This window comes from Kitasatospora purpeofusca, from assembly GCF_034043715.1.
Taxonomy (GTDB): Bacteria; Actinomycetota; Actinomycetes; order Streptomycetales; family Streptomycetaceae; genus Kitasatospora; species Kitasatospora purpeofusca_A.
Genome location: NZ_JAXCLC010000026.1, coordinates 40,876 through 54,713, shown reverse-complemented (window position 1 = coordinate 54,713; position 13,838 = coordinate 40,876). Strand labels below are relative to the sequence as shown.

At 73.1% G+C, this 13,838-nt stretch carries 12 protein-coding genes; 11 read left to right on the top strand and 1 reads right to left on the bottom strand.

Translation table 11 applies throughout. From position 1 onward, the window contains the following. Positions 1–35 precede the first annotated feature (35 nt). From SM793_RS15705 to ftsH, 4 genes are all read left to right on the top strand, one after another. A complete protein-coding gene (locus tag SM793_RS15705) occupies positions 36–2,513 on the top strand; it encodes a [protein-PII] uridylyltransferase (protein ID WP_320438800.1) in 2,478 nt (825 codons plus the stop codon). 123 nt (positions 2,514–2,636) lie between these two features. After that, on the top strand, positions 2,637–4,202 hold the full coding sequence (ffh, locus tag SM793_RS15700) for a signal recognition particle protein (protein WP_320438799.1): 1,566 nt from the start codon (positions 2,637–2,639) through the stop codon (positions 4,200–4,202). Positions 4,203–4,325: 123 nt separating this feature from the next. Further along, a complete protein-coding gene (locus tag SM793_RS15695) occupies positions 4,326–4,865 on the top strand; it encodes a GNAT family protein (protein ID WP_320438798.1) in 540 nt (179 codons plus the stop codon). Between the two features lie 48 nt (positions 4,866–4,913). Further along, positions 4,914–6,833, top strand: coding sequence for an ATP-dependent zinc metalloprotease FtsH (ftsH, locus tag SM793_RS15690; RefSeq protein WP_320438797.1), 1,920 nt, complete (start codon positions 4,914–4,916; stop codon positions 6,831–6,833). 106 nt (positions 6,834–6,939) lie between these two features. Here ftsH and SM793_RS15685 read toward each other — a convergent pair whose 3' ends face one another. Next, positions 6,940–7,737, bottom strand: a complete 798-nt coding sequence (locus tag SM793_RS15685) for an SAM-dependent methyltransferase (protein ID WP_320438796.1) — start codon at positions 7,735–7,737, stop codon at positions 6,940–6,942. 219 nt (positions 7,738–7,956) lie between these two features. On the opposite strand from SM793_RS15685, the gene proS reads away from it, so the two are divergent. The 7 genes from proS (at position 7,957) to rplS (ending at position 13,795) form a co-directional block, all read left to right on the top strand. After that, the gene (gene proS, locus SM793_RS15680) at positions 7,957–9,369 is read left to right on the top strand and encodes a proline--tRNA ligase (protein ID WP_320438795.1); all 1,413 of its coding nucleotides are present in this window, start codon (positions 7,957–7,959) and stop codon (positions 9,367–9,369) included. A gap of 506 nt (positions 9,370–9,875) precedes the next feature. Continuing rightward, positions 9,876–10,454 (top strand): hypothetical protein, encoded by a 579-nt coding sequence (locus SM793_RS15675; RefSeq protein WP_030396737.1) that lies wholly within the window; start codon positions 9,876–9,878, stop codon positions 10,452–10,454. 480 nt (positions 10,455–10,934) lie between these two features. After that, positions 10,935–11,357 carry a 30S ribosomal protein S16 gene (rpsP, locus tag SM793_RS15670; protein ID WP_320438794.1) on the top strand — a complete coding sequence of 141 codons (423 nt, stop codon included), beginning with the start codon at positions 10,935–10,937 and terminating at the stop codon, positions 11,355–11,357. Between the two features lie 2 nt (positions 11,358–11,359). Beyond that, complete coding sequence (locus tag SM793_RS15665) at positions 11,360–11,599, top strand: RNA-binding protein (RefSeq protein WP_030056773.1); 240 nt, start codon at positions 11,360–11,362, stop codon at positions 11,597–11,599. Positions 11,600–11,731: 132 nt separating this feature from the next. Beyond that, complete coding sequence (gene rimM, locus SM793_RS15660; RefSeq protein WP_320438793.1) at positions 11,732–12,352, top strand: ribosome maturation factor RimM; 621 nt, start codon at positions 11,732–11,734, stop codon at positions 12,350–12,352. Positions 12,353–12,471: 119 nt separating this feature from the next. Next, the gene (trmD, locus tag SM793_RS15655; protein ID WP_320438839.1) at positions 12,472–13,290 is read left to right on the top strand and encodes a tRNA (guanosine(37)-N1)-methyltransferase TrmD; all 819 of its coding nucleotides are present in this window, start codon (positions 12,472–12,474) and stop codon (positions 13,288–13,290) included. A 154-nt stretch (positions 13,291–13,444) separates the two neighbouring features. Beyond that, positions 13,445–13,795, top strand: coding sequence for a 50S ribosomal protein L19 (gene rplS / locus SM793_RS15650; protein ID WP_030396741.1), 351 nt, complete (start codon positions 13,445–13,447; stop codon positions 13,793–13,795). Positions 13,796–13,838 lie beyond the last annotated feature (43 nt).

The following is a 13,838-nucleotide window of genomic DNA, read 5'->3' as shown; positions in this document are numbered from 1 at the left end:
CGACCGACCCGCACGACCACGGACGGGGACTTCACATGGCTTCCCACACCGACGACTCCCACCCGGGCCCGGCCGGACCGGCCGACCCCGCCGCCGCCCGGGCCCGGCTGGTCACCGCCCCCGGCCCCGGCGGCCGGGCCCGCCGCGCCGAACTGTCCGCGCGCACCGACGACTGGCTGGCCGCCCTGTTCGCCTCGGCCGGCGCCCCCGCCGGGGCCGCCGTGGTCGCGGTCGGCGGCTACGGGCGCGGCGAGCTCTCCCCGCGCAGCGACCTCGACGTGCTGCTGCTGCACGAGGGCCGGCTGGACCCCGCCCTGCCCGAGCGGCTCTGGTACCCGGTCTGGGACTCCGGCGCCGCCCTGGACCACGCCGTCCGCACCCCGGCCGAGGCCCGGTCGGTGGCGGCGGCCGACCTCAAGGCACAGCTCGGCCTGCTGGACGCCCGGCACGTGGCGGGCGACCCGGCGCTCACCGCCGCGCTGCGCTCCACCGTGCTCTCCGACTGGCGGGCGGGCGCGGTGCGGCGGCTGCCGGAGCTGCGCGAGCTGGGCCGGGAGCGGGCCGAGCGGCACGGCGAACTGTCCTTCCTGCTGGAGCCCGACCTCAAGGAGGCCAGGGGCGGTCTGCGGGACATGGTCGCGCTGGACGCGATCGCCGCGAGCTGGCTGGCCGACGCGCCCCGGGAGGGCCTGGACGCGGCCGCACTGCGGCTGGCCGACGTCCGCGACGCGCTCCACCTGGTCACCGGCCGGGCCACCGAACGGCTCGCCCTGCAGGACCAGGACCAGGTCGCCGAGCGGCTCGGCGTGCTGGACGCGGACACCCTGCTGCGGCAGGTCTACGAGGCGGCCAGGACCGTCGCCTACGCCGCGGACGTCACCTGGCGGGCGGTGGACCGGGTGCTGGCCGCCCGCTCGGGCCGGGGCCGGCGTCCGCACCGGCTCGGGTTCCCGTTCGCCGGTCCGTTCGGCGGCGCCTCCGGTGCGGCCCGGCGCGGCGCGGGCGCGGTGGCCCGGGGTGCGGTGGAGCGCCGGCCGCTCGCCGAGGGCGTCGTCGAGCAGGACGGCGAGGCGGTGCTCGCCCAGGGCGCCCGTCCGGCCGCGGACCCGGTGCTGCCGCTGCGCGCCGCCGCGGCGGCCGCGCAGAACGGGCTCACCGTCTCCCACGCGACGGTGCGCCGACTGGCCGCCGAGTGCCGTCCGCTGCCGGTGCCCTGGCCGGACGAGGCGCGCGAGCAACTGATCACCCTGCTCGGCGCCGGCGAGGCCTGTCTGCCGGTCTGGGAGGCGCTGGAGGCGGAGGGGCTGATCACCCGGCTGCTGCCGGACTGGGAGCGGGTCCGCTGCCGGCCGCAGCGCAACGCGGTGCACCGCTGGACGGTGGACCGGCACCTGGTGGAGACCGCGGTGCGGGCCGCCGCGATGACCCGCCGGGTGGCCCGGCCGGACCTGCTGCTGGTCGCCGCGCTGCTGCACGACCTCGGCAAGGGCTGGCCCGGCGACCACAGCGAGGCGGGCGAGGTGATCGTCCGCGACGTGGCCGCCCGGATGGGCTTCGACCCGGAGTCGGTGGAGACCCTCGCCGTGCTGGTCCGCCACCACCTGACCCTGGTGGACACCGCGACCCGGCGCGACCCGGACGACCCGGCCACCGTCGAGGCCGTCACCAAGGTGGTCACCACGCTGCCCCGGCTGGAGCTGCTGCGGGCACTGACCGAGGCGGACGCGCTGGCCACCGGCCCGGCCGCGTGGAGCGGCTGGCGGGCCTCGCTGGTGGACGGCCTGGCCGCGCGGGCCGCCGCCCGGCTGGCCGGGGACGCCGCCCCGGGCCCGGAGCCGGCCGCCGCGCCGACCGCCGAGCAGGAGCGGCTCGCGGTGGAGGCGGCGAGGACCGGCGGACCGGCGCTCTCCCTGCTGGCCCAGACCGGGACGGACACGGCGGGCACCGAGCCGATGGGCGTGCGGCTGCTGCTGGCCGTCCCGGACCGGCCGGGGCTGCTCGGCACCGTCGCCGGAGTGCTGGCCCTGCACCGGCTGGCGGTCCGCTCGGCCGGGCTGCGGGAGCTGGACCCGATCGGCGCGGGGCCGGTGCTGCTGCTGTCCTGGACGGTGGCGGCGGAGTTCGGTGAGCTGCCGGAGGCGGCGCGGCTGCGGGCCGACCTGCGCCGGGCCCTGGACGGCTCGCTGGACGTCGCGCGCCGGCTGGCCGAGCGGGACGCGGCGGCGCCGCGCCGGCGGGGGATCCCGACCCCGCCGCCGGTGGTCGCGGTGGCGCCCCCGGTCGCCTCGGCGAACGCGACGGTGCTGGAGGTGCGCGCCCACGACGCCCCCGGGCTGCTGCACCGGATCGGCCGGGCGCTGGACGGCGCGGGGGTGCGGGTGCGGACGGCGCACGTCTCCACCCTGGGCGCGGACGCCGTCGACGCCTTCTACCTGACCGACGCGGCGGGCCGTCCGCTGTCCGCCCGGAGGGCCGGGGAGGTGGCGGCGGCGGTGCGCGCGGCCCTGGGCTGAGCGGCTCCTCCGGGGGCTGCCGGAGTTCCTCCGAACCCGGGTGGAGACCGTCCGTGGACCGGCCGGATACCCTTGGGGGCGACGACCGTACTCAGACCGATGCCGTAGAGGACCCGCGACGACGTGTTCGACACCCTTTCCGATCGCCTCGCAGCGACGTTCAAGAACCTCCGGGGCAAGGGCCGCCTGAGCGAGGCGGACATCGACGCCACCGCCCGCGAGATCCGCATCGCGCTGCTGGAGGCGGATGTCGCGCTGCCGGTCGTCCGGGCCTTCATCAAGCGGGTGAAGGAGCGCGCGCTCGGCTCCGAGGTCTCCGGTGCGCTCAACCCGGCGCAGCAGATCATCAAGATCGTCAACGAGGAGCTCGTCGCCATTCTCGGCGGCGAGACCCGCCGGGTGCGGTTCGCCAAGAGCGGCCCGACGGTGATCATGCTCGCGGGCCTCCAGGGTGCCGGTAAGACCACCCTCGCGGGCAAGCTCGGCCACTGGCTCAAGAAGCAGAAGCACACCCCGCTGCTGGTCGCCTGCGACCTCCAGCGCCCCAACGCCGTCAACCAGCTGCAGGTCGTCGCCGACCGCGCCGACGTCGCCTTCTACGGGCCGCAGCCGGGCAACGGCGTCGGCGACCCGGTCCAGGTGGCCCGGGACTCGATCGAGTACGCCAAGCAGAAGCAGTACGACGTCGTCATCGTCGACACCGCCGGCCGCCTCGGCATCGACGCCGAGCTGATGCAGCAGGCCGCCGACATCCGGGCCGCGGTGAACCCGGACGAGGTCCTGTTCGTCGTCGACGCCATGATCGGCCAGGACGCGGTCACCACCGCGCAGGCCTTCCTCGACGGTGTCGACTTCACCGGCGTGGTGCTCTCCAAGCTCGACGGCGACGCCCGCGGCGGCGCCGCGCTCTCGGTCGCGCACGTCACCGGCCGCCAGATCATGTTCGCCTCCAACGGCGAGAAGGTCGACGACTTCGACGCCTTCCACCCGGACCGGATGGCCTCGCGCATCCTGGGCATGGGTGACGTCCTCTCGCTGATCGAGAAGGCCGAGCAGACCTTCTCGCAGGCCGAGGCCGAGAAGATCGCGGCCAAGCTGCGCGGCGGCCCGAAGGCCTTCACGCTGGACGACTTCCTGTCGCAGCTGGAGCAGGTCCAGAAGATGGGCTCGATCTCCAAGCTGCTGGGCATGCTGCCCGGGATGGGCCAGATCCGCGACCAGATCAACAACATCGACGACAAGGACGTCAACCGCGTCGGCGCCATCATCAGGTCGATGACCCCGACCGAGCGGGCCGAGCCGGAGCTGATCAACGGCTCGCGCCGGGCCCGCATCGCCAAGGGTTCGGGCGTCCAGGTCGGCGAGGTGAAGAACCTGGTCGAGCGGTTCTTCGAGGCCCGCAAGATGATGTCGGCGATGGCGTCCGGCAAGGGCATGCCCGGTATGCCGGGCATCCCGGGCATGGGTGGCGGCGGCAAGAAGAGCACCAAGAAGGCCCCGGCCGCCAAGGGCAAGCGCAAGAGCGGCAACCCGTTGAAGCGGGCGCAGGAGGAGGCCGCGGCCGCCGAGCGCCGCGCGCTCGGCCCCGGTGCCGACCAGGCGCCCGCCCAGGGCGGCGCGTTCGGCCTCGGCGCGGGCAAGGGCCCGGCCGACTTCGAGCTGCCCAAGGAGTTCAAGGACCTGCTGTAGTCCTGCCCCGGTCCTGCCCCGGCCCCGCCGCCCGCGGGTCCCGGGACGAACGGCCCGCCGCCCCGGCCTCCCCGGGGCGGTGGGCCGTTCGCATGCCCGATGGTCATCCGAGATGATGGTCCGATGCGAGTAACGATCAGGGCCCCGCGGGCCGGGGACGAGGTGGCGTACGCCGAGGCGGTCCGGCGGTCCGCCGAACACATCGGCCGGTGGAACCCGGTCGAGCCGGACGCGCTGCCCGACATCCTGGAGCGGCAAGGGCCGGGCCTGCGCACCTTCCTGATCGTCGACCTGGAGACCGGGGGACTGGTCGGCAAGGTCAATGTGGCCAACATCGTGATGGGCCGCTTCTGCAACGGCTCGCTGGGCTACGACTCGTTCCTGCCGTTCGCCGGCACCGGACGGATGACCGAGGGCCTGCGGCTGGTGCTGGACACCTGCTTCGCCGGGCACCCGGAGGGCGGGCTGGGGCTGCACCGGCTGGAGATCAACGTCCAGCCGGACAACGGGCGGTCGATCGCGCTCGCCAAGCGGCTGGGCTTCCGGCACGAGGGGTTCACGCCGCGGATGCTGTTCCTCCAGGGGGCCTGGCGGGACCACGAGCGGTTCGCGCTGACCTCGGAGGAGTGGCCGGGGTCGGCCGCGGCGGACGAGCGGGGCTGACGGCGGGTCGGCCGGGGACGCTGGGCGGATGTCCGTACTGTCCGACGGGTGACCGATCCCGTGCCGCCGCGCCAGACCCCCGACCAGCCATGGCGTTCGGAAGGGGCCCCGCCCCCGCCGCCCGCGCGCCGCAGGATGCCCGGCGGCTGGACCGGCCTCGTCCTGACCGCGCTCGTGGTGTTCCTGATCAGCGACCTGCTGCTGTCCTTCTTCGGCCCGGACGGCGCCACCACGATCTCCTACACCGAGTTCAACAACCAGCTGAACAAGGGCAACATCACCAAGATCTACTCCAAGGGCGACTCGATCGAGGGCACCCTCAAGAACGCCGAGCCGAAGCCGGACGGCGACAAGGGGACGTACACCGAGTTCGACACCCAGCGGCCGGTCTTCGCCGGGGACAACCTCTGGACCACCCTCCAGCAGCAGGGCGTCGAGGTCACCGCCGAGCCGGTCGTCCAGCAGCGCAGCTTCCTCGCCAACCTGCTGATCTCGCTGGCCCCGATGCTGCTGCTGATCCTGGTCTGGGTGCTGCTCGCCCGCCGGATGGCCGGCGGCCTCGGCGGCGGCCCGCTCGGCCGCAAGGCCCCGCCCAAGCCGGTCACCGCCGAGGCCGGCCGGCGCACCACCTTCGCCGACGTGGCCTGCATCGACGAGGTCGAGGCCGAGCTCAGCGAGGTGGTCGACTTCCTGAAGAACCCGCAGCAGTACCGCCGGCTCGGCGCCAAGATGCCGCGCGGCGTCCTGCTCAGCGGCCCGCCCGGCACCGGCAAGACGCTGCTGGCCCGGGCCGTCGCGGGCGAGGCGGACGTGCCGTTCTTCTCGGCCTCCGCCTCCGAGTTCATCGAGATGATCGTCGGCGTCGGCGCCGGCCGGGTGCGCGAACTCTTCGCCGAGGCCCGCAAGGTCGCCCCGGCGATCATCTTCATCGACGAGATCGACACCATCGGCCGGCAGCGCGGCAGCGGCGGCGGGATGGGCGGCCACGACGAGCGCGAGCAGACGCTCAACCAGATCCTCACCGAGATGGACGGTTTCAGCGGCTCCGAGGGCGTCATCGTCATCGCCGCGACCAACCGGGCGGACGTGCTCGACCCGGCGCTGCTGCGCCCCGGCCGCTTCGACCGGCGGATCACCGTCAGCCCGCCGGACCGCGACGGCCGCGCGGCCATCCTGCGGATCCACTCCCGGCACGTCCCGCTGGCCGGGGGCGCCGACCTCGACCAGCTGGCCAAGGTGACCCCCGGCATGACCGGCGCCGAACTGGCCAACCTCGTCAACGAGGCGGCGCTGCTGGCGGTCAAGCGCCGCCAGGACGCGGTGAACGAGCGCGACCTCTCGGACGCGCTGGAGAAGGTCCAGCTGGGCGCCGTCCGGCCACTGGTGATGCCGCAGGCCGAACGCGAGCGGACGGCGTACCACGAGAGCGGCCACGCCCTGCTCGGCATGCTCCAGCCGGGCGCCGACCCGGTCCGCAAGATCACCATCGTGCCGCGCGGCCGCGCCCTCGGGGTCACCCTGTCCACGCCGGAGACCGACCGGTACTCCTACACCGAGCCCTACCTGCGCGGCCGGATCATCGGCGCGCTCGGCGGGATGGCGGCCGAGCAGGTGGTCTACGGGGTCATCACCACCGGGGCGAAGAGCGACCTGGAGCAGGTCACCAACATCGCCCGCGGCATGGCCGGCCGGTGGGGCATGAGCGAGCGGGTCGGGCGGCTCACCGCCGTGCCGTCCGACCCGCAGGGGGCGTACGGGCTCTCCGCCGCGCCGACCACGCTGGACGCGGTGGACGAGGAGGCCCGGCGGATCGTGGCCGAGTGCTACGACGAAGCGGTGCGGCTGCTGACCGAGCAGCGGGCCCGGCTGGACACACTGGCGGCGGCGCTGCTGGAGGCCGAGACGCTGGACGAGGAGGCGGCCTACCGGGCGGCGGGGGTGCCCCGGAAGACGCTCGACCAGGCCTGAGCCGACGGTCCCCGTGCCCGTCTTTCTCCCCGTCCCTGTCCCCGTCCCCGTCGCCCTCCCCGGCCCGGGCGGACGGGCGTGCGTCAGGGTGACGCGCGCCCCGCCGTCAGCGGGGGCGTTCGGCGATCAGGTAGCGGAAGACGTTCGCCATCCGCACCGTCCCGTCCGGCCGCAGATACGGCTGCAGCGCCTCCTCCAGCTCCTTCGTGACCAGCGACGCCCCGGAGAACTCCGCCGCCGCGTCGTACAGCCCGGTGGAGAGCAGCCCGCGCACGGCACTGTCCAGGTCCGGGTAGGCGAACGGGCAGCCGACCCGTCCGCCGCCGGCCGGGCGCAGGCCGGTTCCGACGAGCAGGTCCTCCAGCGCCCCCGGCGGGCTCAGCTCGAAGGGGTCGCGCGCGCTGCGCCGGGCCATCCGCCGGGCGACGTCCAGGACGGCCGCGCTCCCGCAGCGCTCCCTGGGCCCCCAGGCGGCCAGCACCACGTGCCCGCCGGGCAGCACCAGCCGGGCCGCCGCCGCGACCGTCCGGCGCGGTTCGCCCGCCGGTGGCGGCTGCTCGAAAACGGTGACCAGCGAATAGGCCGAGCGGGCGACATCCGCGGTCGGAAGGCGGCCCGCGCCGACCCGCAGACCGCGTCCGCCGGCCAGCGCGCGCAGCTCGCCGTCCTGCTCCAGCCCGGCCACCTGGGCGCCCCGTCCGGCAGCCAGCAGCAGGGCGAGACCGGAGCGGCAGCCCAGGCCGAGCACGCTGGTCGCCGGACCCACCTCCAGGCGGTCGTGGACGGCCTCGTAGAGCGGTACCAGCATCCGTTCCTGGATCTCCGCCCAGTCCCGGGCCCGGGCGTTGTCCTGCCCGGTGCCGACGGGTCCTGCGGTCGTGCCGATCACCCCAGCCGAAGCCATCGCGGCCTCCCATCCGGTCCTCGACGTGCTGCTCCGAACCCCCCTCGACGTCCCGCCCCACTCCAGCGAACAGCGGCTCGGGCGCGGCGTCCAGAGGAGTGCGGGGTGGTGCGCGCGTGTCGGGGGCGTGCGCCCCGGTGCGGGGCGCCGAGGACGGGACCCGGGCGTCGGCCCGGAACGGATTCGAAGTCGGGGGCCCGCTCCCCGTACGATTCGCCCATGGCTAAGGCACCCGTTCTCACCCCCCAGGCGGAAGACTTCCCGCGCTGGTACCAGGACCTCATCAACAAGGCCGAGCTGGCCGACAACGGTCCGGTGCGCGGCACCATGGTCATCCGACCGTACGGCTACGGCCTGTGGGAGCGGATGCAGCAGGAGATGGACGCCCGGATCAAGAAGGCCGGTGCCCAGAACGCCTACTTCCCGATGTTCATCCCGCAGTCCTACCTGACCAAGGAGGCCGAGCACGTCGAGGGCTTCGCCCCCGAGCTCGCGGTGGTCACGCACGGCGGCGGCAAGCAGCTCGACGAGCCGGTCGTCGTCCGGCCGACCTCCGAGACCATCATCAACGAGTACTTCTCGAAGTGGGTCCAGAGCCACCGCGACCTGCCGCTGCTGATCAACCAGTGGGCCAACGTGGTCCGTTGGGAGCTGCGTCCGCGGGTCTTCCTGCGCACCACCGAGTTCCTCTGGCAGGAGGGCCACACGGCCCACGCCACCTACGAGGACGCGCGTGAGTACGCCTCGATGATCCACACCCAGGTCTACGGCGACTTCATGACCAACGTGCTCGGCATCGACGTCGTGCTCGGCCGCAAGACCGCCAAGGAGCGCTTCGCCGGCGCCATCAACACCCTCACCCTCGAGGGCATGATGGGCGACGGCAAGGCGCTGCAGATGGGCACCAGCCACGAGCTGGGCCAGAACTTCGCCAAGGCGTTCAACACCACCTACCAGCTGCAGGGTGCCGAGCGCGAGTACGTCTGGCAGACCTCCTGGGGCGTCTCGACCCGTATGGTCGGCGGCCTGATCATGTCCCACGGCGACGACAACGGTCTGCGCGTCCCGCCGCGGCTCGCCGCCGTCCAGGCCGTCGTGCTCGCCATCAAGGGCGACGACGCGGTGATCGCCAAGGTCCGTGAGATCGGTGCGGCGCTGGAGGCCGCCGGCATCCGCGTGGTCGTCGACGACCGCACCGACACCCCGTTCGGCCGCCGCGCGGTCGACTGGGAGCTCAAGGGTGTTCCGCTGCGGATCGAGGTCGGCCCGCGCGACCTGGAGAACGGCACGGCCATGCTGGCCCGCCGGATTCCGGGCGGCAAGGAGCCGGTCTCGATCGACTCGCTGGTGGCGACCCTCCCGGGCATCCTGGAGGAGGACCAGGCCCTGCTGCTGCGTCAGTCGCGCGAGCGCCGCGAGACCCGCACGGTGGACGTGGCCAACCTCGACGAGGCCGTCGAGGCCGCCGCCACCGGCTGGGGCCGGATCTCCTGGGCCGAGCTGGGTCCGGAGGGCGAGGCCAAGCTGGCCGAGCAGGGCGTCTCGGTCCGCTGCATCGTGGCCGCCGACGGCTCGGTGCCGCTGACGGACGACCAGGACGGCAACATCGCGATCGTCGCGCGCGCCTACTGACCGTTCGGTGGCTTCGGTGGCTTCGGTGGCTTCGGTGATGGCTTCCGCGGCGGCTTCCGCGGCATCCACCGCAGCGGCTTCCCGTGCGCGCGGGATGTCGCCGTAAAAGGGCGCCGGGCGACGCGTTCTGACGGTTCTCGGCCTGGCCGACAGGTAATTCGAACGTCCGATGAGCGGTGTTGTTCAACGGACGTCTCACCTGTCGACATCCCTACTGGTCGGTCAACTGCCGGTATTAACGGAATAGCGGTACGGTGTACGGCCCGTGGCCCTGTCAACTCGACAGGACCGCGGGCCGTACGTCCTGGGGGCGACAGCCCGTCTCCGGGCGGAATTGACGAGGCGCCCGTCGAGCTCGACGGGGCCCGAACCTGTAGGGGGTTGGTCTTGCGTCAGATCCGGAACGCGCATTTCGCGCGAGGTCGCGCATTCCTGAGAGTTTCCTGGGAAATCCCGGGGAACGGGAACACGCGGAACATCGGCTCCTACTCCATCGTTGGTCTAGCGTGAGCACGACACAGCCCCTCGTTCTCGCGGCCGAACTGGCCGCCGCCTGGAGTGACATCCAGGCCTACCACCAGGACCTCCCCGACCTCGCCTCGCCCGAGGCGCTGATCGGTGAGTCCTCCTCGGCCTGTGGCACCCGGCTCGGTTTCGAGCGGCTGCTCCACGAGGCTGCCCACGGTCTGGCCGCGGCCCGGGACATCCGGGACACCTCGCGCGCCGGCCGCTACCACAACCGGCGCTTCCTGCTCCTGGCCTCCGAGCTGGGCCTGGCGCACCCGGTCGAACCGCACGCCAGTAGCGGCTTCTCCCAGGTGACCATGCTCAAGGAGACCCGCGAGCGGTACGCCGACACCATCGAACGCCTGGACCGCGCCCTCGGCGCGCACCAGGAGGCGGTGGCCGGCGAGGGTGCCTCGCGCGCCTTCCGCGGCCCGGCGGCCCGGCACGGCTCCTCCGGGGGCGGCGTCCGGGTGAAGGCGGTCTGCGGCTGCGGGCGCAACGTCCGGGTCGTTCCCTCGGTGCTCGCCCAGGCGTCCATCGTCTGCGGCGCGTGCCAGCAGCCGTTCAAGATCGCGTAGCGCGGGTCGCGCGACGCGAGTGGTGCGGCTCGGGTCCTGTGATTCGGGTCGCGTGATGCGGGAAGTTCCGGGATCCGGGGAGACCCAGGGCCCGGGGAAGCAGGAGAGCCGGCCGGCGACTGTGCGGGCAGTGGTCCGGCCGCATCGACGGACGGTGGCCGTAGGGGATCCGCAGGGGGTCTGCGGATGTCCGGGGGCGATCGGTCGAAAGTCGGCCGGTGGTCCGGAGGCGGTCCACCGTGATCCGCCAGGGAGGTGTGCCGCGAAGGCGCACGTGTTGGGCTGACCGGGAGCGGGGGCTCCCGGTCGACCTGTTTTCGGGGGTAGGGCGCCCTTGTGGCAGAATGGACCGCTGAGTACCCGGCAGCCGGGCAGGACCCCTCTCTCCTACGGCTGGCGTGTCCCTTGGACGGCCCACCACGCAACCCCACGCGAGGGCGGGGCCGCTCACCCACGTCAACACCAGGAGAACCCACTCCCGTGGCAGTCAAGATCAAGCTGAAGCGTCTCGGCAAGATTCGCGCCCCGCACTACCGCATCATCGTCGCCGACGCCCGCACCAAGCGTGACGGCCGTGCGATCGAGGAGATCGGCCTCTACCAGCCGACCTACAACCCCTCGAAGATCGAGGTCGACAGCGACCGTGCCCAGTACTGGCTGTCCGTCGGCGCCCAGCCGACCGAGCCGGTGCTCGCCATCCTCAAGCTGACCGGCGACTGGCAGAAGTTCAAGGGCCTGCCGGCCCCGGCGCCGCTGCTGGTTGCCGAGCCGAAGGTCGAGGACTTCTCGCACCTGTTCGCGAAGGCCGTCGCCGGCTTCGAGGACGCCACCACCGGTGTCGCCATCACCCCGAAGGCCAAGAAGTCGGACAAGGCCGAGGCCGACGCCGACGCCGAGGTCTGATCGTGATCGAGGATGCCCTCGACCACTTGGTGAAGGGCATTGTCGAGCACCCCGACGAGGTGCAGGTGCGCTCGCGCAACCTGCGTCGGGGCAACACCATCGAGGTGCGGGTGCACCCCGATGACCTCGGCAAGGTGATCGGCCGGGGCGGTCGTACGGCTCGTGCTCTGCGCACGGTCGTCGGCGCCCTCGGCGGTCGCAACGTCCGGGTCGACCTGGTCGACGTGGACAACATTCGCTGATCCGGCTGCTCGTTCAGCCGTCAGGGTTTCGAGGCCGGCCGGGACGCATGTCGTCCCGGCCGGCCTTCGCCGTTCCGGCGGCAATCCCGCAACTCCGCAACTCCGTAGCACTCATCCAGGAGAACGATCACCGTGCAGCTCGTCGTCGGCAAGATCGGCCGCGCCCACGGCATCAAGGGGGACGTCAGCGTCGAGGTCCGCACCGACGAACCCGAGCTCCGGCTCGGCCCCGGTGCCGTCCTGTTCACCGACCCCGCCTCGGCGGGTCCGCTGACCGTCGAGTCCGGCAAGGTCCACAGCGGGCGGCTGCTGTTGCGGTTCGCCGGCGTCAAGGACCGCAACGCCGCCGAGGAGCTGCGGGGCACGCTCCTGATCGCCGAGGTGGACCCGGAGGAGAGCCCGGACGACCCGGAGGAGTACTACGACCACCAGCTGATCGGTCTGGACGTGGTGCTGCTCGACGGCACCCCGGTCGGTGAACTCACCGAGGTCGTCCACCTGCCGTACCAGGACCTGCTCACGGTGCGGAAGGCGGACGGGACGGATGCGCTGGTGCCCTTCGTCAAGCGGATCGTGCCGACCATCGACCTGGAGAACCAGCGCGCGGTGATCGACCCGCCGGTCGGGCTGATCGATCTGGGGCAGGCCGAGGTCGCCGCCGGTGATGTGGCCGGTGATGTGGCCGACGGTGTTGGTACCGATGCCGATGCCGACGTTGCTGCGGACGCCGGTGACGCGGAGGATTCGCGGTGAGCACCGAGGAAGGCGCGGCGGACGCGGCGGAGTCCCTCGGGTCGTCCGGGGAGTCTTCCGCGGGGTCTTCCGCGGGCTCGTCCGCGGGCTCGTCCGTGCAGCCGTCCGTGCGGGACGGGATGCGGATCGACGTCGTGTCGATCTTCCCCGAGTACTTGGAGCCGCTGAACATCTCGCTGGTCGGCAAGGCCCGCGCCCGCGGCCAGCTCGACGTGCACGTCCACGACCTGCGGGGCTGGACGCACGACGTGCACCGGACCGTCGACGACAGCCCGTACGGCGGCGGCCCCGGCATGGTGATGAAGCCCGAGCCCTGGGGTGAGGCCCTGGACGCGGTGCTCGGCCAGGGCCCGGAGGGTGAGGTGCCGACCCTGGTGGTGCCGACCCCCAGCGGTCGGCCGTTCACCCAGGAACTCGCGCAGGAGCTGGCCGGCCGGCCCTGGCTGGCGTTCACCCCGGCCCGTTACGAGGGGATCGACCGGCGGGTCATCGAGGAGGCGGCCACCCGGATGCCGGTGGTCGAGGCATCGATCGGCGACTACGTGCTGGCCGGCGGCGAGGTTGCGGTGCTGGTCATGGTCGAGGCGATCGCCCGGCTGCTGCCCGGCGTGCTCGGCAACGCCGAGTCCCACCGGGACGACTCCTTCGCGCCCGGCGCGATGGCCGACCTGCTGGAGGGGCCCGTCTACACCAAGCCCGCCGAGTGGCGCGGCCGCACCGTGCCGGACATCCTGCTGAGCGGAAACCACGGCCGGATCGCCCGCTGGCGCCGTGAGCAGGCCTTCGCCCGCACGCTGGCGAACCGGGCGGACCTGGTGGCGCGCTGGCGGCACGCGGACTTCGACAAGAAGGACCGCGAAGCGCTCAGCCTGCTTGGCCTGGCCTGGGACGAGCACCTCGGCCGATTTCGGTCCGTGGCCGATGGTGTGGAAGAATAGGCCGCTGCTGTCTGTCGCTGGGCTCCTCCCGTAGGGGTCACGTGGTCCGACGCCCCCGCCACGGGGGGCTCGTCGGCAACCGGTGCGGCCCGCAGCGAACCCCATTTGTGACGACTTCCGTGGGCGGCCCGTGGCGCCTGCGATGGAGAGCAACATGAGCAACAAGCTCGCTGCTGTCGACGCGGCCTCGCTGCGTAGCGACATTCCGGCCTTCCGCGCCGGTGACACCCTGAAGGTTCACGTCCGGGTCATCGAGGGCAACCGCTCCCGTGTCCAGGTCTTCCAGGGCGTCGTCATCCGCCGTCACGGCGCCGGCATCGGTGAGACCTTCACCGTTCGCAAGGTCAGCTTCAACGTCGGTGTCGAGCGCACCTTCCCGGTGCACACCCCGATCGTCGAGAAGATCGAGGTCGTGACCCGCGGTGCGGTTCGCCGCGCCAAGCTGTACTACCTGCGTGACCTCCGCGGCAAGGCCGCGAAGATCAAGGAGAAGCGCGACCGCTGATCCACCGGCCCCCGGCACTGCCGGGGGATCGGGATCGCTCTGG